Origin of the sequence: Mycobacterium sp. E2238, assembly GCF_001672665.1 — a bacterium.
Classification (GTDB): domain Bacteria; phylum Actinomycetota; class Actinomycetes; order Mycobacteriales; family Mycobacteriaceae; genus Mycobacterium.
In genome coordinates this window covers 1-24,690 of the sequence record NZ_LZKF01000166.1, presented here as the reverse complement: position 1 = coordinate 24,690, position 24,690 = coordinate 1, and the positions used below count along the sequence as shown (strand labels likewise).

24 protein-coding genes and 1 pseudogene are annotated in these 24,690 nt (G+C 66.8%); 12 read left to right on the top strand and 13 right to left on the bottom strand.

The features are described from left to right. Positions 1–9: 9 nt before the first annotated feature. The 8 genes from A5711_RS15035 to A5711_RS15000 form a co-directional block, all read right to left on the bottom strand. The gene (locus A5711_RS15035) at positions 10–2,064 is read right to left on the bottom strand and encodes an FAD-dependent oxidoreductase (protein ID WP_067947785.1); all 2,055 of its coding nucleotides are present in this window, start codon (positions 2,062–2,064) and stop codon (positions 10–12) included. A 27-nt stretch (positions 2,065–2,091) separates the two neighbouring features. After that, complete coding sequence (locus A5711_RS15030) at positions 2,092–3,219, bottom strand: NDMA-dependent alcohol dehydrogenase (RefSeq protein ID WP_067947783.1); 1,128 nt, start codon at positions 3,217–3,219, stop codon at positions 2,092–2,094. Between the two features lie 154 nt (positions 3,220–3,373). After that, positions 3,374–3,922, bottom strand: a complete 549-nt coding sequence (locus tag A5711_RS15025) for a nuclear transport factor 2 family protein (protein WP_197501045.1) — start codon at positions 3,920–3,922, stop codon at positions 3,374–3,376. Then, entirely contained in the window at positions 3,919–4,125 is a 207-nt protein-coding gene (locus A5711_RS15020) for a ferredoxin (protein WP_067947779.1), read from the bottom strand. Before A5711_RS15020 ends, A5711_RS15025 begins: the two co-directional genes overlap by 4 nt. 8 nt (positions 4,126–4,133) lie before the next feature. Beyond that, on the bottom strand, positions 4,134–5,489 hold the full coding sequence (locus tag A5711_RS15015) for a cytochrome P450 (RefSeq protein WP_067947777.1): 1,356 nt from the start codon (positions 5,487–5,489) through the stop codon (positions 4,134–4,136). Further along, positions 5,486–6,310 carry an SDR family oxidoreductase gene (locus A5711_RS15010; protein WP_067947775.1) on the bottom strand — a complete coding sequence of 275 codons (825 nt, stop codon included), beginning with the start codon at positions 6,308–6,310 and terminating at the stop codon, positions 5,486–5,488. The genes A5711_RS15015 and A5711_RS15010 overlap by 4 nt, the downstream gene beginning before the upstream one ends. After that, on the bottom strand, positions 6,311–7,537 hold the full coding sequence (locus A5711_RS15005; RefSeq protein WP_067947773.1) for a cytochrome P450: 1,227 nt from the start codon (positions 7,535–7,537) through the stop codon (positions 6,311–6,313). Continuing rightward, complete coding sequence (locus A5711_RS15000) at positions 7,534–8,172, bottom strand: TetR/AcrR family transcriptional regulator (protein ID WP_067947772.1); 639 nt, start codon at positions 8,170–8,172, stop codon at positions 7,534–7,536. The genes A5711_RS15005 and A5711_RS15000 overlap by 4 nt, the downstream gene beginning before the upstream one ends. 219 nt (positions 8,173–8,391) lie before the next feature. Here A5711_RS15000 and A5711_RS14995 point away from each other — a divergent pair, with 219 nt between their 5' ends. From A5711_RS14995 to A5711_RS14980, 4 genes are read left to right on the top strand one after another with little or no spacing between them, the layout of a single operon-like run. Next, positions 8,392–9,861, top strand: coding sequence for an aldehyde dehydrogenase (locus A5711_RS14995; protein ID WP_067947769.1), 1,470 nt, complete (start codon positions 8,392–8,394; stop codon positions 9,859–9,861). A 14-nt stretch (positions 9,862–9,875) separates the two neighbouring features. Further along, positions 9,876–10,625, top strand: coding sequence for an SDR family oxidoreductase (locus A5711_RS14990; protein WP_067947767.1), 750 nt, complete (start codon positions 9,876–9,878; stop codon positions 10,623–10,625). A 46-nt stretch (positions 10,626–10,671) separates the two neighbouring features. Continuing rightward, on the top strand, positions 10,672–11,529 hold the full coding sequence (locus tag A5711_RS14985; RefSeq protein ID WP_067947765.1) for an NAD(P)-dependent oxidoreductase: 858 nt from the start codon (positions 10,672–10,674) through the stop codon (positions 11,527–11,529). Then, the gene (locus A5711_RS14980; protein ID WP_067947764.1) at positions 11,529–11,963 is read left to right on the top strand and encodes a carboxymuconolactone decarboxylase family protein; all 435 of its coding nucleotides are present in this window, start codon (positions 11,529–11,531) and stop codon (positions 11,961–11,963) included. Before A5711_RS14985 ends, A5711_RS14980 begins: the two co-directional genes overlap by 1 nt. Before the next feature lie 6 nt (positions 11,964–11,969). Here A5711_RS14980 and A5711_RS14975 read toward each other — a convergent pair whose 3' ends face one another. After that, the gene (locus A5711_RS14975; RefSeq protein ID WP_156744951.1) at positions 11,970–13,064 is read right to left on the bottom strand and encodes an aldo/keto reductase; all 1,095 of its coding nucleotides are present in this window, start codon (positions 13,062–13,064) and stop codon (positions 11,970–11,972) included. 49 nt (positions 13,065–13,113) lie between these two features. Here A5711_RS14975 and A5711_RS14970 point away from each other — a divergent pair, with 49 nt between their 5' ends. Continuing rightward, positions 13,114–13,545, top strand: coding sequence for a MarR family winged helix-turn-helix transcriptional regulator (locus A5711_RS14970; protein ID WP_231972090.1), 432 nt, complete (start codon positions 13,114–13,116; stop codon positions 13,543–13,545). 24 nt (positions 13,546–13,569) lie between these two features. Beyond that, positions 13,570–14,838, top strand: coding sequence for a phosphoribosylamine--glycine ligase (gene purD / locus A5711_RS14965; RefSeq protein ID WP_067947761.1), 1,269 nt, complete (start codon positions 13,570–13,572; stop codon positions 14,836–14,838). Here purD and A5711_RS14960 read toward each other — a convergent pair. Further along, positions 14,835–16,418, bottom strand: a complete 1,584-nt coding sequence (locus A5711_RS14960) for a gamma-glutamyltransferase family protein (protein WP_067947800.1) — start codon at positions 16,416–16,418, stop codon at positions 14,835–14,837. The two genes, purD and A5711_RS14960, sit on opposite strands and share 4 nt — an antisense overlap. A 75-nt stretch (positions 16,419–16,493) precedes the next feature. Continuing rightward, entirely contained in the window at positions 16,494–17,411 is a 918-nt protein-coding gene (locus A5711_RS14955) for an alpha/beta hydrolase-fold protein (RefSeq protein WP_067947759.1), read from the bottom strand. Positions 17,412–17,484: 73 nt separating this feature from the next. Here A5711_RS14955 and A5711_RS14950 point away from each other — a divergent pair, with 73 nt between their 5' ends. Further along, entirely contained in the window at positions 17,485–18,147 is a 663-nt protein-coding gene (locus tag A5711_RS14950) for a TetR/AcrR family transcriptional regulator (protein WP_067947758.1), read from the top strand. Here the strand turns inward: A5711_RS14950 and A5711_RS14945 are convergent. Then, positions 18,081–18,827 carry a DUF429 domain-containing protein gene (locus A5711_RS14945; protein ID WP_067947756.1) on the bottom strand — a complete coding sequence of 249 codons (747 nt, stop codon included), beginning with the start codon at positions 18,825–18,827 and terminating at the stop codon, positions 18,081–18,083. The genes A5711_RS14950 and A5711_RS14945 overlap by 67 nt on opposite strands. Before the next feature lie 41 nt (positions 18,828–18,868). On the opposite strand from A5711_RS14945, the gene purB reads away from it, so the two are divergent. From purB to A5711_RS14930, 3 genes are read left to right on the top strand one after another with little or no spacing between them, the layout of a single operon-like run. Then, positions 18,869–20,287, top strand: coding sequence for an adenylosuccinate lyase (purB, locus tag A5711_RS14940; RefSeq protein ID WP_067947747.1), 1,419 nt, complete (start codon positions 18,869–18,871; stop codon positions 20,285–20,287). After that, the gene (locus A5711_RS14935) at positions 20,284–21,531 is read left to right on the top strand and encodes a cytochrome P450 (RefSeq protein WP_067947745.1); all 1,248 of its coding nucleotides are present in this window, start codon (positions 20,284–20,286) and stop codon (positions 21,529–21,531) included. The genes purB and A5711_RS14935 overlap by 4 nt, the downstream gene beginning before the upstream one ends. Further along, complete coding sequence (locus A5711_RS14930) at positions 21,528–22,547, top strand: tellurite resistance/C4-dicarboxylate transporter family protein (protein ID WP_067947741.1); 1,020 nt, start codon at positions 21,528–21,530, stop codon at positions 22,545–22,547. The genes A5711_RS14935 and A5711_RS14930 overlap by 4 nt, the downstream gene beginning before the upstream one ends. On the opposite strand, the gene A5711_RS14925 is transcribed toward A5711_RS14930, so the two are convergent. Further along, positions 22,512–23,132 (bottom strand): hypothetical protein, encoded by a 621-nt coding sequence (locus A5711_RS14925; protein ID WP_067947739.1) that lies wholly within the window; start codon positions 23,130–23,132, stop codon positions 22,512–22,514. The two genes, A5711_RS14930 and A5711_RS14925, sit on opposite strands and share 36 nt — an antisense overlap. A 64-nt stretch (positions 23,133–23,196) precedes the next feature. Between A5711_RS14925 and A5711_RS14920 the strand changes: the two genes are divergently transcribed. Then, positions 23,197–24,084, top strand: a complete 888-nt coding sequence (locus A5711_RS14920) for a phosphoribosylaminoimidazolesuccinocarboxamide synthase (RefSeq protein ID WP_067947737.1) — start codon at positions 23,197–23,199, stop codon at positions 24,082–24,084. Beyond that, positions 24,081–24,690: pseudogene (locus A5711_RS14915) on the top strand (oligopeptidase B); the annotation flags it as partial. The gene A5711_RS14920 and the pseudogene A5711_RS14915, both read left to right, overlap by 4 nt.

Here is a 24,690-nt window from a genome sequence, read left to right as displayed (position 1 = left end):
CTCCTGTCACTAGATTGCGCACGCGGCGCGCGCGCCTTCCTCGGTGGCCTTGCGGATCAGCCCGAGCCCGGTGCAGTCGCCGGCGGCGTGCACCTGAGCGCCGGGCAGGGCGGCGACCAGCGCGTCGAACATCGAGGTGTCGGCTTCGGCGGTGCCGGCCAGCACGACGCTGTCGGCCTCCAGCTCTCGGGTGGTGCCACGGGCCGGGGTGAACACCACAGCCTCGGTAGTGATCCGTTCGACGGCGGTCCGCACATGCACGGTGACGCCCAGCCGATCGAGGCGATCCATGTGTTCAGTCTTGCGTTTGTTGCCCACCTCCGGGGCGATGTCTTTGCCGGATTCGAGTATCGACACCAGCCGGCCCCGACTCGCCAGGAATTCGGCCAGTTCGAGGGCGACCAAGTCACCGCCGATTATGGCGACCCGTCGTCCGAGCGGCATCCAGGCGCGGCTGGCCATCCGGACCGCGGCAGGATGCATCAGCCGTTGTCGCCACCCGCCCAGCGCGGAAGCACCCAGGCGTTGCCAGGCCGGTGCGCCGGATTCGGTTCGCCCACCCAGCAATTCGCGCAACCCGGGGCCGGTGTGTACGTGCGGCAGATCGGATCCGGGGATCACCGGCACGGCGACCCTGCCGCCGGTGGCCACGATCACCGCATCCGGGTCGGCATCGATGACGCCTTGAGACGAAATCGTTTGACCAAGACAGACGTCCACGCTGCTGAGCTTGATCTCGTTGCGCAGGTAGCGCAGGAAAGGCTCGTTCTCCGGATGCAGAACCGATGCCCAGCGCAGCGCCCCGCCCATTGCGATGCTGCGTTCGAAAAGCGTGACGCGGTGTCCCCGCTCGGCGGCCACCCGGGCTGCCTCCAGCCCGGCCGGCCCGCCGCCGATCACCACCACACGCTTGGGGCGCGCAGCGGGAGCCGCCGTCATTTCGCGCTCCTTGCCGGTGCGCGGATTGACGGCGCAGTCGACAGAGAAACGCAGTTCCATTGCGTCGATACAGTTTTCACAGGATATACACTTGCGAATCCGGTGTACCTGCCCGTCGCGCAGTTTGCGCGGAAGCTCGGGATCGGCCAGCAGGGGACGACCCATCGCGATGAAATCGGCGCGCCCGTCGGCCAGGATCCGTTCGGCCAGGGCCGGATCGTGGATGCGGCCGACGGCGATCACGGGGACGTCGACCACCTGCTTGACCGCCGCCGCGGCCCCGACGTTGAGCCCGTCGCCGTCATCGGCACCGTTGACCATCCCGGTCACCAACCGATCGATCACCCCGCCGCTGACGTGGAACGCATTGACACCCGCGGCCGCGAACTCCGGTGCCAGCTGCGCGGTCTCGAAGATCGGCCGGCCACCCGCGACCCTTTCGTAGCCCGAGATGCGTAGCGTGATCGGCAGGGTGTCACCGATCTCGGAACGGATCGCGGCCAGCGCATCGAGGACCACCCGCGCCCGGCCACGTGCCGAATCACCGCGATAGTCGTCGGTGCGGCGATTGCGTTGCGGCGCAAGGAACGAGCCCAGCAGCATGTAGCCATGCGCGGCGTGCAGCTCGATGCCGTCGTACCCGGCCTCGACGGCACGCCGCGCCGCGGCCTTGAACAAATCGAACACTCCGCACAGCTGTTGCTTGCTGATCTCGACCGACGGGCGTCCGGTGAGGTAGGAGGGGATCACCGACGGGCCCAATGACGTGACCCCGAAGATCTCCGGCCCCAGACCGTCGGGACCGGAATGCACGATTTGTGGCTGGATCTTGGCGCCGTGCTCGTGCACCACCTCCACGAGAGCCCGATGCGCCTCCACCGATTCGTCGGTGGCCAGGTGCAACCCGCCGGGAGTCTCCGGATGCTGGTGGTCGATCCCGGTGGCGCCCACCGTGATCAGGCCGACACCGCCCCTGGCGCGGGCGGCGAAGTAGTCGCGCGTGCGCTCGGACGGCAGCCCATCAGGCGTGCCGTACATGGTCTCCATCGGAGACATCACCAGGCGGTTGCGCACCGTCATGGCGCCGATCCGTCCCGGCGCCAGCAGGTGCCCGAACCCCGTCATTCGGGACCCAGTCGGTTGAAGCGTCTGTTACCTGTCGGCGTCCGTGTAACGGATGACGCCGCGAATGTTCTTGCCGTCCAGCATGTCCTGGTAGCCCTCGTTGATCTGCTCCAGGCGGTACTGGGTGGTGACCATGTCGTCCAGGTTCAGCTTGCCGGCCTTGTACATCGACAGCAGCTGCGGGATGTCGTACTGCGGGTTGCCGCCGCCGAAGATGGTGCCCTGCAAGTTCTTCTGCATCAAGGTGAGCATCGCCAGGTTGAGGTTGACGTTGGTGTCCAGCAGGCTGCCGATGGCGGTCAGCACGCAGGTGCCGCCCTTTTGGGTGATGTTGAGGTAGTTGTCGACGTCGGCGCCGTGTAGCTCCCCGACGGTGACCACGACCTTGTGGGCCATCAGCCCGTAGGTGACCTCCATGATGCCCATCAGCGCCGCGTTGATGTCGGGATAGACGTGGGTCGCACCGAATTTCAGCGCCTGGTCGCGCTTCCATTCGACCGGGTCGATCGCGAAGATGTAGCGTGCACCGGCGTTGACGGCGCCCTGCAGCGCTGCCATGCCGACCCCGCCGACACCGACGATGGCGACGTCTTGGCCCGGCCGGATGTCGGCGGTGCGGACCGCCGAGCCGTAGCCGGTGGTGACGCCGCAGCCGACCAGGGCGGCAACCTCGAAGGGGACAGACGGGTCGATCTTCACCACGGAGCTGCGGTGCACCACCATGTACGGCGAGAACGTGCCGAGCAGCGTCATCGGGAAGACGTCCTTGCCGCGGGCCTGGATGCGGAACGTGCCGTCGGAGACGGCCGCACCGCCGAGCAGTCCGGCCCCCAGGTCGCACAGGTTGCGCATGCCGGCCTGACACGTCGGGCATTGCCCGCAGGACGGGATGAAGGACAGCACCACGTGATCGCCCGGCGCGATGTCTTCCACGCCCGGCCCGACCTCGGTGACGATGCCGGCACCCTCATGCCCGCCGAGCACCGGGAAGCCGGCCATCGGGATTCCGCCGGTGACGAGGTGATGGTCGGAGTGGCACATGCCGGCCGCTTCCATCTGGATCTTGACCTCATGCGCTTGCGGGTCGCCGATCTCGATTTCCTCGATGGACCAGGGCTGGTTGAACTCCCAGATCAGTGCGCCTTTTGTCTTCACGATGGTCCTGACCCCATTTCGCCTTTGAATCGATCAGAGCTGGCCGGCCCCTTCATGCCGGACAGCTTGGTGACGGGCGCCACAGGCACCCTTGTCGCGTCAGCATAGCGCGTGCAACAAATCAAATGCTTGGTTGGTCCGCCATTGGCTCCGGTCACCAGATCTGCACCGGTGCCTGGCCGAGCGGGTAGTAGCCCGGCAGCTTCTCGCCGGCGATGCTGCGCTCGATCCGCTTCTGCATGCCGGGGCTGAGGTCGCCGGATTCGATGAGCTTGCCGAACATGTACGCGACGTGACCGAAGTCGAAGAAGTCCCGCTGCCACTCGATGAGGTTGTCGGCGTTGAGGCGGAACCAACTGCCGCCGATGCCGTAGATCTCATCCTGGGTGCCGTCGGACTTGTTGACGATCTGCTTCCAGAAGCCGACGATCTCGCCCTGCTTCTCGTCGATGAGCACCTTCTGGTACTCGTACACCCAGTTCTCCAGGCCCTCCATCTCCATTCCGAGGGCGATGTCGCGGATCTCGTCGACGCCGACGCACATCACGTCTTCCTTGGGCCCGATGTTCCAGCCGTAGGTGGCGTCCTGGGCGTAGAAGTCCGCCAACGGCCGCCAGTCACCGGCCTTCTCGCAGTCCTTGTTGGCCTGCAGCCAGCGGTCGACCCATGCCTCGAGTTCGTCGCGTGATGACGCCATGGTCAGTCTTCTTTCTCTTTGATGAACAGTGCATGCGTTGGGCACATATCGACCGCGCGCTCGACTTCGTCGCGGGCGTCTTCCGGCGGTTCCGGGTCGAGGATCTCGACCTTGCCGCGCTTGGGCACCCGGAAATAGTCCGGCGCCTCCAGTTCGCACATGGCATGGCCCTGACACAAATCCAGATCGGCTTCGATCCTAAATCCCATGGGGGAACCTACTTCTGGCGCTTGCGGTAGCGGACCTTCGCCGGCCGCGCGAGCTGGACGACCATCTTGGAGTGGTCGTTGTGGTAGCTGTCGGCCGGCTGCGCCATCTCGAATTCGTACTCGCGCAGCAGAACCGAGAAGATCGCCTTGATCTGCATCTGGGCGAAAGCGGCGCCGACGCACCGGTGCCGCCCCGCGCCGAACGGAATCCAGGTCCACCGGTTGACGATGTCGGCCTGTTCGGGCTTGTTGTAGCGGTCGGGCTTGAAGGCGTCCGGATCGGGGAAGTCCTCGGGGATCCGGTTGCTGATCGCCGGGGACGCGGCGACGTAGTCGCCCTTGTGGATTCCGAAGCCCTCGACCTCGAACTCGCCCTGAGCCACCCGCATCAGAATGATCAGCGGCGGGTGTAGCCGCAGGGTCTCCTTGACCACGTTATCCAGCTTCGGAATCGACCGCAGCGCATGGAAACTCACCTCTTGGCCGTCGGCGTAGAGCTCCTCGAGCTCGGCGAGCACCTCGGCGTACACGTCGGGATGGCGGATCAATTCGATCAGCGTCCACGCCGAAGTTCCCGAGCTGGTGTGGTGCCCGGCGAACATCAGCGAGATGAACATCCCGGTGACCTCGTCGGCGGAGAACCGCGGATTGCCATCTTCGTCCTTGATCGAGACCAGCACGTCGAGCATGTCCCGGTCGGCCTTGTCCTTCGGCGGATTGGCCAGCCGCTGGTCCATGATCTCCTGCACCAGCGCAACGAGTTTGACGCGTGCCTCGTCGCGTCGCTTGAAGCTCTCGATCGGCAGGTAGGGATCGACGTAGCACAGCGGGTCGGTGCCACGTTCCAGCTCGTGGTAGTACTCCGCGAAGCGGTGGTCGAGCTGCTCACGGAACTTCAGCCCGATCAGGCAGGCGGTCGAGGTGTAAATGGTCAGCTCCGCGAAGAAGTCGAGCAGCTCGATCTCGCCGGCGTCGCCCCAGTCCGCGATCATCTTCTTGACTTCGCCCTCGATGGTGCTGGCGTGGCCCTTCATCTGCTCGCCGCGCAGGGCCGAGTTGTGCAGCATCTCCTTGCGCCGCTCGGGGCTGGCGTCGAAGACGACGCCCTTGCCGAAGATCGGCGTCATGAACGGGTACGCCTCGGCCTGGTCCAGATCCTCGTCGGCGGAGCGGAAGAAGAATTCGTTGGCGCCCGCGCCCGATAGCAGGATGACGTGTTTGTCGACCAGCTGGAACCAGCCGACGTCGCCGCACTCCTCCCGGACGCGCTTCATCAGACCGATTGGGTCGGTGCGGAATTCCTCGAGGTGACCATGCTCTTCCGCACCGCCGGAAACCCGCGGAACAATCGCGGTGGTTGTCATGACGGCATTCCCTCCTCGCCGAGTGCGAGCTTCTGTCGATCTTTCTTGTCAGCCAACGGGGCTTCGGGCTGAAGCTCCATGTTCGCGATGAACCCGCCGCGCGGTGTCTCGGCGACGAACGTGATGGCGCGCGCCAGGTCCGCCGCGCGCAGGAAGTAGTCATGGCGGGCCTGGCCCCACTTGGCCCAGTCCTCCAGTGCGGGGCCGATCTTTTCGGCCGGCAGGCTCCAGCCCATCGAGGTCTTCGTCGGGCCGGGGTGCACGATCGAGGCCCGCACGCCGGTGCCCTCGAGCTCCATTTGGAAGTTGGTGACCATCGCCACGAGAGCGGCCTTCGCCGCGCCGTAGGCACCCATGTGCGGCCGCTGGCGCAGGGCCACGTCGGAGCCGACGAAAATCAAATCGCCACGCCGGCGCTCCAGCATGCCCGGCAGCACCGCGGCGGCCAGCGGGTTGGCGCCGACGAGGTGGATCTGCAGTTGCGACTCGAACTCGTCGGTGGTGATCTCCGCGAGCTTGCCAAAGTACGTGTCGCCGGCGCCGGCCACCAGCACCTCGATCTCGCCCAGTGCATCGACCGACTGTGCAACAAAGGATTTGACCGAGTTCGGGTCGGTGACGTCCAGGTGGAATCCGACGGCCTCGCCGCCTTCGGCGTTGATCTTGCCCACGATGTCGTTGAGCTTCTCGACTCGGCGGGCACCAAGCGCGACAGGGAAGCCGTGCGCCGCGAGTTCGATGGCGGTGGCCTCTCCGATGCCGGACGAGGCGCCGGCCACGATGGCCGGCCGGCGTTCGGGCAGGGGGTCAAAGCGGGGCATTCAGCGGACCTCCACGGTCATCGGTAGGTGAGCGAATCCGCGGACATTGCTGGAGTGGACGCGGACGGCGTTGGCCTCGTCCACCTGATATCCGCGGATTCGCTTGAACAACTCGGTGAGCGCGACCCGGGCTTCCATCCGCGCCAGATGCGCGCCCAGGCAGAAGTGTGCGCCACTACCGAAACTCAATAGCTTGGGCCCGATTTCGCGCCCGATCAGATAGTCGTCGGGATTGTCGAAGACCCGCTCGTCGCGATGGCCGGAACCGGGCAACAGCAGCAAGACGTCGCCCTCGGGAATAGTCGTGTCGTAGAGGGTGAGCTCCCCAGACACGGTGCGGGCCAGGATCTGGCTGGACGTGTCGTAGCGCAGGGTCTCCTCGACCCACAGCGGCACCAGCGACAGGTCGGCATAGACCGGAGTCAGCTGATCCGGGTTTTTGTGACCCCAGAATGCGGCATTGGCAAGGAGTTTGGTGGTCGTCTCGTTGCCGGCGATCACCATCAGAAACATGAAGCCGAGGACTTCTTCGTCGGTGAGCCGGTCGCCGTCGATCTCGGCTTCCAGCAGCGCCGAGGTCAGGTCATCCGTCAGCTTTTTGCGCCGCTCGGCGACCATCCCCTGGTAGTAGACGATCAGGTTGATGGAGGCCTCGACGGCCTCCGGCGGCACGTCGGTGACGCCCTCCGCGCGGTGCATCACCCCGTCGGCCCAGGCGCGCACCTGAACTCGATCCGGTTCGGGGACACCCATCAATTCCGAGATGACGTCCATGGGCAGCTTCCCGGCGAACTCGTCGACGTAGTCGACGGTGCCGTCCGCTGAAGACCTGGCCTTTTCCAGCATCGTGTCCAGGTGTTGTACCGCGATCTCGGTGACCCGGGGTTCGAGTTCCCGAATCCTTCTGGGAGTGAAGCCTTTTGACACCAGCGTCCGCAGTCGTAGATGTGCGGGATCGTCCATCGCCAGAAACGACATCGTCTTCGATGCGTGCGGCCCGCGCGATGCCGGGTCCAGCGAGACGCCGTACTTGTTGGATAGCGTCGTGCTGTTGCGGAACCCCTGCAGCACATCTTGGTGCCGCGACAACGCCCAGAAGTTCAGGTTCTCGTTGCGATACAGCGGGGCCTCATCGCGGAGGCGCTTGTAGTACGGGTACGGGTCCTCGTGGAAGTCGTAGTCGTACGGATCGAGGACCAGCTCGTGGTCGCCAACATGGATGGTCATTCGGTGCTTGTCTCCTGGCTAGTCTCTCCGGCGCCGGTGAGGATCAGCCTGACCACATAGGCCAGCCGGTCGGCGATCTCGCGATAGGTGAATTCGCCGCTTCCGGCCTGGACGAGCGCGCCGAAGAACGACATCTCCAGCGCGGACACGGCGGTGGGGTCGGCGTCGGGGCCGATCGCGGATGCGATGCGACGGTGGATCTCCGCGCCGATCCGGTCGCGCGCGGCCCGCACCGCGGGCTCGGCGCCTCCGCTGAGCAACGCCGTCGTGCACGCGGCGCTGACCTCCGGCTCGTCGGCGACCACCAGGGCCAGGTGGCGCAACACCTGTTCCACCCGGGTGGGCATCGGGTCGTTGACGTCGGTGAAGTAGGGGACCTGGCGCACCAAGTCGAGGTAGACCTCGGCGATGAGGTGGTTCTTCGACGAGAAGTAGGTATAAGCGGTGGCCGGGGCGACTTTGGCGCGGGCCGCCACCGCGCGCACCGTCAGGTCGGCGTACGACTTCTCACGCAGCGTCTCGATGCCCGCCGCGAGCACCTTCCGGAAGGTTTCCTCCTGGCGGCGGTTCCGCGTGGGCCGGCCGGCCTGGTGATCGGCCTGGGACTTGATCGTCACCAGTGCATCGCTGGACACATGTCCAAGCTATCGGACCGACTCCGCCGGAAGCAACCCCGATCCGCAAAGATGCGGCTTAATGTGGTGTTTTCGGGCGGCAGCCGCCCCGATCGCGATCGACCCTTGCACCGCCGACAGCCGGACGGCTATGGTTCCATCGGAGAATATCGGACAAGTGTCCACTGAAGTTCACTGAGATTTCGCGTGCTCGATTGGTCGCAGAGACGGGAGCGGGAGATGGCCTTGTTGGCCGACGGCGTGAGCGCACTTTTCATCGACGGGAAGATGTCGCCCGGCAGCACCGGCACGTTCCCGACGATCAACCCCGCGACCGAGGAGGTGCTCGGGGTCGCGGCGGACGCCGACGCCGACGACATGGGCCGCGCCATCGACGCCGCGCGGCGCGCCTTCGATGAGACGGAGTGGTCGCGGGACACCGAGTTGCGGGTGCGGTGCGTGCGTCAATTGCGCGAGGCGATGCAGCAGCACCTCGAAGAGCTGCGCGACCTGACCATCGCCGAGGTCGGCGCGCCGCGGATGCTCACCAGCATCGCCCAGCTCGAAGTTCCGGTCAACGACCTCGCGTTCGCGGCGGATACCGCCGAATCCTACGTTTACAACCAGGATCTCGGCGTGGCGTCGCCGATGGGCATCCCCACCCGGCGCACCATCGCCCGTGAGGCCGTCGGCGTCGTCGGTGCGATCACCCCGTGGAACTTCCCCCACCAGATCAACCTCGCCAAGATCGGGCCCGCGTTGGCCGCGGGGAACACCGTCGTCCTCAAGCCCGCCCCCGATACCCCATGGTGCGCCGCGGTTTTGGGGGAACTCATCGCCGAGCACACCGACTTCCCGCCCGGTGTCATCAACATCGTCACCTCCAGCGACCACGGCGTGGGTGCGCTGTTGGCCAAAGACCCTCGGGTGGACATGGTTTCGTTCACCGGGTCGACCGCAACCGGCCGCAGCGTGATGGCCGACGGTGCCGCCACCATCAAGAAGGTCTTCCTCGAGCTCGGCGGCAAGTCGGCGTTCATCGTCCTCGACGATGCCGACCTGAGCAGTGCCGTGGGCGTGGCCGGGTTCTCGGTGTGCATGCACGCCGGGCAGGGATGCGCGATCACCACCCGGCTGGTGGTGCCGCGGGCCAAGTATGACGAAGCTGTAGCCATCGCGGCCGCAACGATGGGCGGCATCAAGGCCGGCGACCCCACCGACCCCGGAACGATCTGTGGGCCCGTGATTTCGGCGCGCCAGCGCGATCGGATCCAGGGCTACCTGGACTCGGCCATCGCCGAGGGCGGCACATTCGCGTGCGGGGGTGGCCGGCCGTCCGACCGCGACGTCGGTTTCTTCATCGAGCCCACCGTGATCGCGGGGCTGGGCAACGACGCCCGCTGCGCGCGCGAGGAGATCTTCGGCCCGGTCCTGACGGTGATTCCGCACGACGGCGACGACGACGCGGTGCGCATCGCCAACGACTCTCCATACGGGCTGTCGGGCACCGTTTTCGGCGCCGACCCGGATCGGGCGGCGAGGGTTGCCGCGCGGGTCCGCGCGGGCACGATCAACGTCAATGGGGGCGTGTGGTATTCGGCCGACGCCCCATTCGGTGGTTACAAGCAGTCCGGAAACGGTCGGGAGATGGGTCTGGCCGGATTCGAGGAATACCTGGAGATCAAGACCATCGCAACAGCGGTTAACTAGAGGAGCTCGAGAGCATGCGGTTTGAGAACAAGGTCGCCATCGTCACCGGGTCGGGCGGCGGCATCGGGCAGGCGTACGCCGAGGCTCTGGCCCGCGAAGGCGCCGCCGTTGTCGTGGCCGACATCAAATCCGAGGCGGCCGAGGCGGTGGCCAAGCAGATTGTGGCCGACGGCGGTACGGCCCTGGCGGTGCCGGTCGACGTGTCCGACCCGGCTTCGGCGAAGGCGATGGCCGACCGCGCGCTCGCCGAGTTCGGCGGCATCGACTATCTGGTCAACAACGCCGCGATCTTCGGGGGCATGAAGCTGGACTTCCTGCTCACCATCGATCCCGAGTACTACAAGAAGTTCATGAGCGTCAACCTCGACGGCGCGTTGTGGTGCACCCGCGCGGTCTATAAGAAGATGGCCAAGCGCGGCGGCGGGGCGATCGTCAACCAGTCGTCCACGGCGGCGTGGCTGTACTCGAACTATTACGGCCTGGCCAAGGCCGGGGTGAACGGCCTGACCCAGCAGCTGTCCCGTGAGTTGGGTGGCCAGAACATCCGGATCAACGCGATCGCGCCCGGGCCCATCGACACCGAGGCCAACCGGACCACGACGCCGCAGGAGATGGTCGCCGACATCGTCAAGGGTCTTCCCTTGTCGCGCATGGGGACTCCCGAGGATCTGGTCGGGATGTGCCTGTTCTTGCTCTCCGATGAGGCGTCGTGGATCACGGGGCAGATCTTCAACGTTGACGGCGGGCAGATAATCCGGTCATGACCGCCGGCGACGATGCAGAGCGCAGCGATGAGAAGGAGCGGCGCATATGACCAGTGACTTGAAGCTCGGGTACATCGGCCTGGGCAATATGGGTGCGCCGATGGCCACGAAGATGACCGAATGGCCCGGCGGGGTGACGGTTTACGACATCCGGACCGAGGCGATGACGCCGCTGGCCGAGAAGGGCGCCGGCCTGGCCGACAGCGTCGCCGACGTAGCCGCCGCCGACATCATCCACGTCACCGTCCTCGACGACGCGCAGGTGCGCGAGGTCGTCGGCGAGCTGGCCGCCCACGCCAAGCCCGGCACGGTCATCGCGATCCACTCGACCATCAGCGACACCACGGCTGCGGAACTGGCCAGTGACCTCAAGCCACAGGGCATCCATGTCGTGGACGCGCCGGTCAGCGGTGGCGCCGCGGCCGCCGCGAAGGGCGAGCTTGCCACCATGGTGGGGGCCGATCGGGAGGTGTACGAGCGGATCAAGCCGGCGTTCAAACACTGGGCGGCGGTGGTCATCCACGCCGGTGAGCCCGGCGCCGGGACTCGAATGAAGCTGGCCCGCAACATGTTGACCTTCACTTCGTATGTCGCGGCGTGTGAGGCCATGAAACTGGCGGAGGCAGCGGGCCTGGATCTGCAGGCGCTGGGTCGGGTGGTGCGGCACACCGATGCCCTCACCGGCGGCTCCGGGGCGATAATGGTCCGTGACGACATGAAAGACCTTGAGCCGGAGCACTTCCTGTACCAGCCGTTCATGCATACCCGGGGTCTGGGGGAGAAAGACCTGAGCTTGGCGCTGGCCGTGGGTGAGGCGGTGTCGGTGGATCTGCCGCTGGCCCGGCTGGCCTACGAGGGGCTGGCGGCCGGCCTCGGGGTGCCGCACACAGAGAAAGAAGCGTGATGGACGAACTTCGCCGCAAGGGCCTCGAGAAAATGAACGAGGTCTACGGCTGGGAGATGCCCAACATCGAGGGCGACGCTTACTTCGACCTGACCGTCGACCACTTGTTCGGCAGCATCTGGACGCGACCGGGATTGTCGATGCGCGACAAGCGCATCATGACGTTGACGGCGGTGACCGCGATCGGCAACCGCGACCTGGCCGAGATTCAGATCAATGCCGCGTTGCTCAACGGGGAGCTCACCGAGACGGAGCTCAAGGAGATGGCCGTCTTTCTCACCCACTACCTCGGGTTCCCCCTCGGTTCCGCGCTCAACGGCGCCGTCGACGCCGTCGTCGCAAAGCGGAAGAAGGCCTCCGCGAAGGGTGCCGGAGAGGACAAGAAGGCCAACGTGGACGCCGCATTGAAGATGCACTCCGGGGACAAGGACTGACCGGTATCAGTAAGGCCGGCCACCTTCGGGCATCACGTACTCGGAGATCGGCGCACGGCCGCCGTTGACCGACGTTCCGCCGTTGATGATGCCGGGCGCCATCTCCAGCATGTTATGCGGGAACCCGAATTTCGGCTTGGTCAGCGCGGTTAGCCGGGCCAGTTCATCGGCGCTGAGGTTCACGTCGACGGCGCGGACGTTGTCCTCGAGTTGCGAGAGCCTGCGCGCCCCGATGATGACCGAGGAGACGGCGGGCTGCGCGAGCACCCAGGCCAGTGCGACGCTGGCGACGTTCGTCTCGTGCGCCTTCGCGATGCCTTCGAGTTCGTCGATCAGCGCATAGGTCTTCTCGTTGAGGAATGCGTCGACCATCGCGCCGCGATCGGCGCCGCGTTGGCCGGCATTGGCTCGGGTGTACTTTCCGCTGAGCACGCCACTCTTCAGCGGCGACCAGGGCGTGATGCCTAGCCCGAACTCCGCTGCCATCGGGGCCAGTTCTTGTTCGATGAAGCGTTCCAACAGCGAGTACTCGACCTGCAGGCCGACGAAGCTCGACCAGCCGCGGAACCGGGCGATGAGGTTGGCCTCGGCGATCTTCCACGCCGGGGTGTCCGAAACGCCGATGTAGCGGACCTTTCCGGCGCGGACGAGGTCGTCGAGCGCCGACATCGTCTCGTCGATCGGAGTGTTCACGTCCCAAATGTGCAGCCAGTACATGTCGATGTAATCGGTTTGCAGGCGCCGCAGGGAGTTCTCGCAAGCGTTGACCAGGGACTTACGGCCGGAGCCACCTCCGTTGGGATCACCCGGATACAGGTTGCCGCTGAATTTAGTGGCTATCACCAAGCGGTCCCGGCGGGCGGTGTTGCGACCGATGTGGTCGCCGATGATCTTCTCGGAATGGCTTCGGGTGTAGAAGTTGGCGGTGTCGATGAAGTTGCCGCCAAGTTCGGTGTAACGGTCGATGATTTGTTGGGACTCTTCGACACTGGTGCCCCAGCCGAGGTCTTCGCCGAACGTCATGGCGCCCAGGCACAACCGGCTGACGCGCAATCCGGAGCGTCCGAGTGTCACGTACTGATCCAGGGGCATTGGGGCCACCTTCTGGTAAATTGTTCGATTATGGGGTTGTTCCATCCTAAACTAGTTCATGTCTGAACGATCGGGCAAGTCGATGCCGGCGATCGACGCGGCCAAGATCTGGTCGTTGAACTACCGCGTGCTGCTGTCGGTCATCTCGTGCGCGGAGGCCGACATCTGCGCGCTGGGGCTCGAATCCAAGGAGCTGTTCCTGCTCGCCGAGATCGACGAGCATCCCTACCCCGCCGAACTGGCGGCGACGTTGAGCATGCCCAAGGCGACGGTCACCGTCTACCTCAAACGACTCGAGGCCGCGGGATTTGTGCGCCGTGAGATCGACGCCTCCGATCTGCGGCGACATCGACTACTGCTCACCCCCGCCGGGCGCAAGGCCGCCGCGGACGGGTTGGCGCTGCTGTCCGACGAGTTCAACAAGCGTCTCGGACGCCTCACTGCGGCGCAGCAAAAAGAGTTGAAAGGCCTGCTGGAGCGAATCGTCTGAACGCCTGGGCTAGTCTGACGTGTCGTGCGAGTTCTGGTGATCGGTTCGGGTGCACGAGAGCATGCGCTGTTGCTGGCGCTTCGGAAAGACCCCCAGGTCACGGGACTATTCGTCGCTCCCGGCAACGCCGGTACCGCCCGCGTGGCCGAGCAGCACGACGTCGACATCACGTCGGGTTCCGACGTAGTCGCCCTGGCCCGCGAGCTGCGTGCCGACCTGGTGGTGATCGGTCCCGAGGTGCCGTTGGTGCTGGGGGTGGCCGACGCACTGCGCGCCGCCGGCATCGTCTGCTTCGGGCCCAGCAAGGACGCCGCCCGCATCGAGGGCTCCAAGGCGTTCGCCAAGGAGGTCATGGCCGCGGCCGGAGTTCGCACCGCGGCCAGCGAAACCGTTGACAGCCCGGCGCATTTGGACGCCGCCCTGGATCGGTTCGGGCCTCCCGCGGGCGACCCCGCCTGGGTGGTCAAGGACGACCGGCTGGCCGCGGGCAAGGGCGTAGTGGTGACCGCGGACCGCGGCGTCGCCCGCGCGCACGCCGCCGGACTGCTCGAGGCGGGCCACCCGGTGTTGCTGGAGTCATATTTGGACGGCCCGGAGGTGTCGCTGTTCTGCGTCGTCGACGGCGAGACCGTGGTGCCGCTGCTGCCGGCGCAGGACTTCAAGCGTGTCGGTGACGGCGATACCGGACCCAACACCGGCGGCATGGGCGCCTACGCGCCGGTGCCGTGGCTTCCCGACGAGGTATACCGGGACATCGTCGGCAATATCGTGGAACCCGTTGCGGCGGAAATGGTTCAGCGGGGCAGCCCGTTCTGCGGGTTGTTGTACGTCGGACTTGCGATCACCACCAACGGTCCGGCCGTGGTCGAATTCAACTGCCGCTTCGGCGATCCGGAGACCCAGGCCGTGCTGGCGCTGCTGGAATCGCCGCTCGGGCAGCTGCTGTACGCGGCGGGCACCGGCAAGCTGGCCGACTTCGGCGATCTGCGCTGGCAAAAGGGGGCGGCCGTCACGGTGGTGCTGGCGGCGGAGAATTATCCCGGGCGCCCTCGGGTCGGGGACGTCGTCGCCGGCTCGGAAGCCGAGGGGGTGCTGCACGCGGGCACGGCGCGCCGCGATGACGGCGAGGTGATCTCGTCGGGTGGCCGCGTGCTATCGGTGGTGGGCACCGGCGCCGACCTCGCCGCCGCGCGATCGCAGGCCTACCAGCTGATGCGGTCGATCCGACTGCCGGGCAGCCACTTTCGAAGCGACATCGCGCTGTTGGCGGCCGAGGGCAAGATCAACGTCTAGAAACCCGCGGCCTGGCCGTCGCGGCGGGGATCGCTCGCCGCGAAATAGCCGCCGTCGAGCCGCCAAATCGCCTGGCAGCTGCCGAACTGGTTGTAGTCGTCCACGGCAACCAGGTCATGTCCGCGGCGGCGAAGCTCGTCCAGCGTCGCGGCCGGGAAGCCTTTCTCGCAGCTGACCTGCATGCCCTGCACCCACCGAAACCGCGGGCCGTCACACGCGGCCTGCGGATTCTGTCCATGGTCGGCGATGCGCACCATCACCTGCGTGTGACCCTGAGGCTGCATCGTTCCGCCCATCACGCCGAAGCTCATCACGGGAGCGCCGTCTTTGGTGACAAAGCCCGGGATGATCGTGTGGTATGGCCGTTTGGCCGGCCCAACCCGGTTCGGGTGTCCTTCGGCCGCAGCGAAATTCGCACCACGGTTCTGCAGCGCTATCCCGGTGCCCGGCACCACGACACCGGACCCGAACCCCATGTAGTTCGACTGGATCATCGACACCATCATCCCCGCGGCGTCGGCGGCGGTCAGGTACACGGTTCCCCCGCTCGGAGCGCCCGCTGACGCCGGCCTCGCCCGGGCACGATCGATCAGGGCCGCGCGTTGCCTCAGGTAGTCGGCGTCCAGCAGGTGTTCCGGGCGGACCGGCATGTGCTCGATGTCGGCGACGTAGGCCTGCGCGTCGGCAAAGGCCAGCTTCACCGCCTCGATCTGCAGGTGCACGCTGTCCGCGGAATCGACTGGGAACGAGCCCATGTCGAAGTGCTGCAGGATTCCCAGGGCGATCAGCGCCACGATCCCGTGACCGTTGGGCGGGAGCTCGTGGACGGTGTACCCGCGATAGGTGCCGCTGATGGTGCCCACCCAGTCGGCGCGGTGAGCAGCGAGGTCGCTGGCGCGCATCGCGCCGTCGTTGGCCAGCGCGTGCGCCTCGAGTTGAGCGGCCAGCTCTCCGCGGTAGAACGCGTCGCCGTTGGTTGCGGCGATCTTCTCGAGCGTGGTGGCCTGTTCGGCAAAGCTGAACCGCTCACCGGGTTCGGGCGCCCGCCCGTCGGGCATGAAGGCGCCGGCGAACCCGGGCTGCCTTTCGAACAGCGCTATCTGCGCCGCCCATTGCTCCGCGACGGTCGGTGAGAGCAGGAAACCGTTGCGGGCGTAGCGGATTGCGGGCTCGAAGAGCTTTTCGAACTCGAGCTTGCCGAACTTGGCGTGCAGTTCGGTCCACGCCGACACCGCGCCCGGCACGGTGACCGCATTCCAGCCGACCACGGGAACGGCGTTGCCGCCGAAGTATTCCGGCGTCCAGGCCGCGGGCGAACGGCCAGACGCATTAAGCCCGTGCAACTGCCGGCCGTCCCACACGATGGCGAAGGCGTCCGAGCCGATGCCGTTGGAGACGGGCTCCACCACCGTGAGCGCGATGGCGGTGGCGATGGCCGCGTCCACCGCGGTTCCTCCCTCGGCGAGCATCTGCAGGCCCGCTTGGGCTGCCAGCGGTTGTGACGTGCACACAACGTTTTCCGCCAGCATGGGCTTGCGCGGCCACGCGTAGGGGAACTCCCAATCGAAAGGTGCCGTCACCTTCGCGAGCGTAGCGCCGGCGGCACACTCGGTGCCCAGCGCCGCGCCAGCGTGACTCTCGGCGGCCAAGCGCACTTACGCCGTCAGCAGCGGCGCCATCCAGGTCAGCTCGGCGGGCAGCTGCGAACTCCAGAACTCCCCGTTGTGCCCGCCGGGTGAGAAACCACCCGCTGGCGGATGCGGCAGTTGCGCGATGAACTGTTTGGTCGCGGCGTAAAACGGATCGCTGTCGCCGCAATCGACCCGAATGGGAATCGACCCCAACGCGGGCATCCCGAACACCGAATTCGCCGCGAAGTCGTCGGGCCCGTCGAAGGCACCGGGCGCGGCCGCGCCGGAGGAGAGCCACAACGCGGGACTGACCGCGCAGATCGCCGCGGTGCGCGCCGGACCCAGCCGGCCCCCGAGCAGCAATGCGCCGTAGCCGCCCATCGACCAGCCCAAGAACGCCACCCGCGAGGTGTCCAGGCCCTGGCCGCTCAACATCGGGATCAGCTCGTCGAGCACCATGGCCCCGCTGTCCTCGCCGGACGCCCTCTTGTGCCAATAACTGCCGCCACCGTCGACGGCGACCACCGCAAACGGCGGCAAGCCCGCGTTGACGGCTTGGGCCAGGCCCTGTTCCACACCGCCGGCCATCACCGTGGATGCGTCGCTGCCCTTGCCGTGCAGCGCGATGACCGGTCGCAGCGTCTTCGTTTGTCCGGGCGGTCGTGCGATGGCCCAATTGGTGTTGATCCCGCCGCGCGCCGCCGAGACGAAGGAACCCGTCACCATGGTGGGCGCCGGCTGACCCGGGGGAGCCGGTTCCAGAGGTGGGGCCGGCGGCGGCGCCAGCGGCGCCTGGGTGCCGGCCGGTGAGAGCGGCATGGCTTGAGATGGCCGGGGCTTGAACAGGATGTCGAGCGCGTACGTGCCCGCCGCACCCGCGGCGGCGCTGGCGCCGAGACCCAGCAGGGCGCGGCGGCTCAAGTCGGGCATGCGGGCCATCATGCCATGTTGGTCCGGCGGGCCGTTTGGCCGAAATGGCAATGCAGTACCACTTTGGCTGGCACGATGGCTACTCGTGACGGCAGCAGTCACTCCTAAGGGAGAACGTCGGCGGTATGCGCTCGTTAGCGCCGCCGCCGAGCTGCTTGCCGAAGGCGGATTCGATGCCGTGGGTCACCGCGCGGTCGCTCGACGGGCCGGACTGCCGTTGGCGTCCACTACGTATTACTTCTCGTCCCTTGATGATTTGATCGCGCGCGCGGTCGAACACATCGCGATGATCGAGGTGGCGCAGCTGCGGTCGCGGGTTACCGCCCTTTCCCGCCGGCGCCGCGGACCGGAGACCATCGCCGAGGTGTTGGTCGATCTGCTTGTCGGCGACGTGTCCAGCCCCGGACTCAGCGACCAGTTGATCTCGCGCTACGAGCGACACATCGCGTGCACCCGGCTGCCCGCATTGCGCGAGACCATGCGTCGCAGCCTGCGGCAGCGCGCCGAGGCCGTCGCCGAGGCCATCGAGCGATCGGGCCGCACGGTGCACATCGAGCTGGTGTGCACGCTGATCTGTGCGGTCGACGGCTCCGTGGTGTCCGCGTTGGTCGAGGGCCGCGATCCCCGCGCGGCGGCGCTGGGGACGGTGGTCGATCTCATCGAGGTGCTTGCCCCCATAGATCAGCGGCCCGTGCGGTCGGCCGGCAGCGAAGGCGTCACGATGTACCCGGTGGCGAAGTCGCCGTAAATCGTCACGTCCGCCGGACAGCGCTGCGCATAGAGCGCCACATAGGCGCAGACGACGGCGTCGACGGGATCCTCGGCGCGGCGCAGCTCGCTTTTGCGCTCGGCGGTGGTTACGCGTTTGCGCAGCCTGGCCCACTCTTCATTGCCCGCCACATGCAAGGGCACCGCAGCGTGCGCGAGCTTCTCGATGCCGTCCATCAGCAAGAGCAGCTCGGATTTGAGCTGATCGACGCCGCGGCCGGGCTTCGCCTTGTACTTGAGCGTTCGTACCAGCCGGAACAGCACCACGGTTGCCGGATGCGGGTAGACCTCGATGGCACGCCGGGACGCAGGTGACCGCGGGTCCATGTCGAGGCCCATGGCGCGCGCCAGTCGCGCCGCACGCGGACCGTCGGCGAATTCCGGTTTCGCCGTGTTGGCCGGGTGCGCCCCGGCTTGAAACTTGCGGAAGTCGCGGTTGAGCGCCGCTTCGGCGGGTCGCTGGCCGGTCGGGTTGGTCACCACCAGCGGCGCGTCGAATCCCACCAGGCACTGCCCCCGCACATAGGGCGACAAGGCGGCGAGCACCGCCGCGTCGTCGCCGACCGCGTCGATGTGCACGAGGCGGCCCCCGGCGTCGACGACCGCGACCCCGGTGGGATTGCGCCCGGCCCAGGCGAGATCGACGCCGGCGAAGTACATCCTGCCCAGGGTATGGGCGCCGGATCGTAAGCTCTATGTCTGTGAGCATTCCGAACGTCCTGGCCGCCCGGTATGCCAGCGCGGAAATGGTCGCGATCTGGTCGCCGGAGGCCAAGGTCGTCGCGGAACGCCGGCTGTGGCTGGCCGTGCTGCGCGCCCAGGCGGAGCTCGGGGTGGACGTTCCGCAGGACGCCATCGCCGACTACGAGCGGGTGCTCGAGGACGTCGATCTGGCCTCGATCGCGGAGCGCGAGCGGTCGCTGCGCCACGACGTCAAGGCCCGCATCGAGGAGTTCAACGCGCTGGCCGGTCACGAGCACGTGCACAAGGGCATGACCAGCCGCGACTTGACCGAGAACGTGGAGCAGTTGCAGATTCGGCGGTCCCTGGAGTTGGTCTTCTCCCATGGAATCGCGGTGGTGGCGCGGCTCGCCGAACGTGCGGTGTCCTACCGCGATCTGGTGATGGCCGGGCGCAGCCACAACGTCGCCGCGCAGGCCACCACCTTGGGCAAGCGGTTCGCATCCGCCGCGCAAGAGACGCTGATCGCGTTGACGCGGCTGCGCGAGTTGATCGACCGCTACCCGCTGCGCGGTATCAAAGGACCGATGGGCACCGCCCAGGACATGTTGGACCTGCTCGACGCCGACGCGGTAAAGCTGGCAGAACTCGAACGTCGCGTGGCCCAATTCCTGGGCTTTGCAACGGTTTTGACCAGCGTCGGGCAGGTTTATCCGCGGTCGCTCGACCACGACGTGCTCTCCGCGCTGGTGCAGCTCGGCGCCGGACCCTCGTCGATGGCCCATACGATCCGGCTGATGGCCGGGCACGAGCTCGTCACCGAGGGATTCGCTCCGGGCCAGGTCGGCTCGTCGGCGATGCCGCACAAGATGAACACCCGCAGTTGCGAACGGGTCAATGGGCTGCAGGTGGTGCTGCGCGGTTACGCCTCGATGGCTGCCGAGCTTGCGGGCGCGCAGTGGAACGAGGGCGACGTGTTCTGCTCGGTGGTGCGCCGAGTTGCGTTGCCGGACAGCTTCTTTGCCATAGACGGGCAGATCGAGACGTTCTTGACCGTGCTCGACGAGTTCGGTGCCTACCCCGCGGTGATCAGCCGCGAGCTGGATCGCTACCTGCCGTTCTTGGCCACGACCAAGGTCCTCATCGCGGCGGTCCGCGCGGGGATGGGGCGCGAGGCCGCGCACCATGTGATCCGAGAGCACGCGGTCGCGACGGCGCTGGCCATGCGGGAGCAGGGCGCGGAGCCCGATCTGCTGGAGCGGTTGGCCGCCGACGAGCGACTGCCGCTGGACCGGGCTGCGCTGGATGCGGCGCTGGCCGACAAGAAGGCGTTCATCGGCGCCGCCGGCGATCAGGTGGACGAGGTGGCCGCTGCGGTGGACGCGCTGGTAAGCCGCTACCCGGACGCCGCCAAGTACGCCCCGGGCGCGATCCTGTGACCCTCGCCGGCGCGCTCGCGGGGATCGACTTCACCGATCTGGACAATTTCGCCAACGGATTTCCGCACGACTTGTTCGCCATCCACCGCCGCGAGGCGCCGGTGTACTGGCACGAGCCGACCGACAACACCCCCGACGGCGAGGGCTTCTGGTCCGTCGCCACCTATGCGGAAACGCTTGAGGTACTGAAGGATCCGGCGACCTACTCCTCCGTCACGGGCGGCGGCCGACCGTATGGCGGCACCCTGCTACAGGATCTGTCCATCGCCGGGCAAGTACTCAACATGATGGACGACCCGCGCCACTCACAGATACGGCGACTCGTCAGCTCCGGGCTGACACCGCGAATGATCCGGCTGGTCGAAGACGATCTGCGGGCGCGGACGCGCCGGCTGCTGGACGCCGTGGTACCCGGCGAACCGTTCGACTTCCTGGTCGACATCGCCGCCGAGCTGCCGATGCAGATGATCTGCATCCTGTTGGGAGTGCCCGAATCCGAACGACATTGGCTGTTCGAGGCCATCGAGCCGCAATTCGACTTCGGCGGCTCGCGCAAGGCCACGATGTCGCAGCTGTCGGTGGAGGAGGCCGGGTCGCGGATGTACGAATACGGCCAGCAGCTGATCGCGTCGAAGCGGGCTGAGCCAACCGACGACATGTTGTCGGTCGTGGCGAACGCGATGGTCGACGACGCGGATGCGCCGTCCCTATCGGATCTCGAGCTCTACCTGTTCTTCAGCCTGCTGTTCAGTGCCGGCGCGGAGACGACGCGCAACGCGGTCGCGGGAGGGCTGCTGGCGCTGGCCAACCATCCCGAGCAATTACGTGCGCTGCGAGCGGATCTCGACGCGCTGCCGACCGCCGTCGAGGAGATCGTGCGGTGGACGTCGCCGTCGCCGTCCAAGCGGCGCACCGCTACCCGCGACGCGACGCTCGGCGGGCAGCCGATCGAGGCGGGCCAGAAGATCCAGATCTGGGAGGGCTCGGCGAATCGTGACCCCGCGGTATTCGAGCGCGCCGACGAGTTTGATGTTGCCCGAAAGCCCAGCCCGCACTTGGGGTTCGGTCAAGGCGTGCATTACTGCCTGGGTGCCAACCTGGCAAGGCTGGAACTGCGCGTGCTCTATGAGGAGCTGTTCTCCCGGTTCGGCGGCGTGCGGGTTGTGCGGCCGGTCGAATGGGCTCGCAGTAATCGGCATACCGGCATCCGGCACCTGGTTGTGGAACTCCTCGAGGAACGGTGACGATCCGACGCGCCGAGGCCGAGCCGACGCCGGACGTCTTCGCCGCGGTCATGGCGACCGGAATCCTGTCGATCGCCGCGCACAACCACGGCTACCGCTGGATCAGTGACACGCTGGGCGTCGTCGCCACCGTCGGCCTCGTGTTCTTGGTAGCGCTGGTGGCCACGACAACCGTCGCCAGGCGCGAGAAGTTGCGTTGGGATCTGGCGGATCCTGATGTCACCCTTCGGTTGTTCACCTTCGTTGCCGCCTGCGCGGTGATCGACACCCGGTTGTCGTCCAGCGTGTGGGTCCTGCGGGTGCTCGGCGCGGTAGGGCTCTCGTCCTGGTTGGTGCTGGTCGGGCTCACCGCGCGGAACATGTTGGCGCGCCGCTGGCCGGCGCTGCGCGACCACGCCCACGGGGCGTGGGAACTGGGTAGCGTGGGAAGCTCCGGGCTGGCGATCGTCATCGCCCGGGCGGCGTATGAAACCGGTCATCGGTGGTGGCTGACCGTAGCCGTGGCCGTTTGGGTGGCGGCGATCCTCATCTATGGCCTGATGACCTGGTTGATCCTGTGGCGGGTAATCAACGAGCGACAGGACCGGGACGGATTCGAGCCGGACACCTGGATCCTGATGGGCGGCATGGCGATTGCGACGCTGGCCGGCGACAACATCCACGCCGTGGCCCCCGCGTGGCTGGCCGGCCCCGTGCGCATCGTCACGGTCGTGACGTGGGTGACGGCCACCCTGTGGATACCGCCACTGATCTACTTCGGCCTGCACCGGATCAGCAGGCGTCCCAACATGTTGCGCTTCGCCGGGGTGTGGTGGGCGCTCGTGTTCCCGCTGGGCATGTACTCCGCGGCCAGCTACGCCATGGCCAACGAGATCGGCCAGCGGTCATTGCTGACCGTTTCGCTCGTCTTCTTTTGGGATGCGTTGGCGGCGTGGCTCGTTGTCGTCGTCGCCGGGTTGTTGCTCCTGGGCCGCGCGCTGCTACAGGCCGCCGATCGAGATGCCGGCCGCGCGTAGTTCGAGCGCGGCCAGGGCCCGGATGGTGAGCGGATCCTCCCGGCGCCACCCACCGACCGGATCCGCGCTGACCGCGGCGAGCTTTCCCGGCGGACGGTTCGTCAATGCCCGCAAGGCAAGGAGTTGCTCACCGGCCGGGGTCGCGGCCAACGCGGTGACGGTCAACTTCCGTCGAAAGAACCGCAGCCGCAGGAGAAGCCACGGCACGTCCGCGACGAGGATGGGGACGGCGGCGATGGCCATCGCCAGCAGGACCGCAAGCCAGCTGGCGGTGGAGTCCAAGTCGTGGCCCGCGCCCGCAAGATCGAGCGCCGCCTGGCTGGCGGAGTTCAGCGGCTGGCTGACCGCGTCCCCCACCAAAGGGATCTGCTGGGCGCCGTGGCCGGCCGACGCCAGATTGCCGGCGATGCCATGCGCGCCGCTCTCGACTTGCCGGCCGGCGTCCGCGATCGTCGAAACGGCGTCGTAAACCGCCAGTCCGACTAGCAGCCAGATAGCGGTCCACAGGACGACGGCGAAGTCGCTGAGCAGCTGGACCATCAGCCGGCCGGGTCGGGTGGAGTAGGGCAAAAACCGCGGGGTCATAGTCTCGATCCCAGCACAGCTCCCGACGCGCGGCCCCTTCCCGGGTGCCCGATAGGCTGACCCGATGCGCCCCGCACTGTCCGACTACCGGCACCTGGCCAGCGGCAAGGTCCGCGAGATTTATGGCGTCGACCAGGAACATCTGCTGCTGGTCGCCACTGACCGGATCTCGGCGTACGACTACGTCCTGGACAGCATCATCCCGGACAAGGGCCGCATCCTCACCGCGATGAGCGTCTTCTTCTTCGGCCTTGTCGACGCTCCCAATCACCTGGCCGGGCCACCGGATGACCCACGGATCCCCGAGGAGGTCCTTGGCCGTGCCCTGGTGGTGCGGCGGCTGGAGATGCTGCCGGTGGAGTGCGTTGCGCGCGGCTACCTCACCGGGTCGGGATTGCTGGACTATCAGGCGACCGGGAAGGTCTGCGGCATCACCCTGCCTCCCGGCCTCGTCGAGGCCAGCAAGTTCTCCGAACCACTGTTCACCCCCGCCACTAAAGCGGCGCTGGGGGATCACGACGAGAACATCTCGTTCAACCGGGTGATCGAATTAGTGGGCGGGGTTTATGCCAACCAGCTGCGCGACCGCACGCTGCAGATCTATGTTCAGGCCGCCGACCACGCTCTGACGAGGGGAATCATCATCGCCGACACGAAGTTTGAGTTCGGCACCGACCGCGACGGCAATCTGCTTCTGGCCGATGAGATCTTCACGCCGGACTCCTCGCGATACTGGCCGGCCGAGGATTACCGGGTCGGGGTTGTGCAGACGAGCTTTGACAAGCAATTCGTCCGTAACTGGCTCACCAGCCCCGAGTCGGGCTGGGACCGCCATGGTTCGCAACCACCGCCACCGCTGCCCGACTACATCATCGATGCCACTCGCGGCCGCTATATCGATGCCTACGAACGCATTTCCGGCCTGAGTTTCGGCGACTGGATCGGCGCATGACGGATACAGGCGCCAGCGCGTCGGCGCCGCCCGTCGCCAAGCGCGAGGAGACCCGACGCGAGCATCACGGAGACGTCTTCATCGACCCCTACGAGTGGCTGCGCGACAAGTCGGACCCCGAAGTCGTCGCCTACCTTGAGGCGGAAAACGACTACGTCGACCGGATGACAGCCGATCTAGAACCCTTGCGGCAGAAGATCTTCGATGAGATCAAGGCGCGTACCAAGGAGACCGACTTGTCGGTTCCGACGCGACAGGGCGACTGGTGGTACTACGCCCGCACCTTCGAAGGAAAGCAGTACCGCGTCCAGTGCCGTTGTCCGGTGAGCGATCCCGATGACTGGGATCCGCCGACACTGGAAGAGGACACCGAAATACCCGGCGAGCAGATCCTGCTCGACTCGAACGCCGAGGCGCAGGGTCACGAGTTCTTCGCGCTCGGTGCCGCCACCGTCAGCCTGGACGGAAATCTGCTGGCATATTCCGTCGACACCATCGGCGACGAACGCTATACGCTGCGCTTCAAAGACCTGCGCACCGGCGAGCTGTATCCGGACCAGATCGCCGACATCGGGGCGGGCGCGACCTGGGCGGCCGACAACCGCA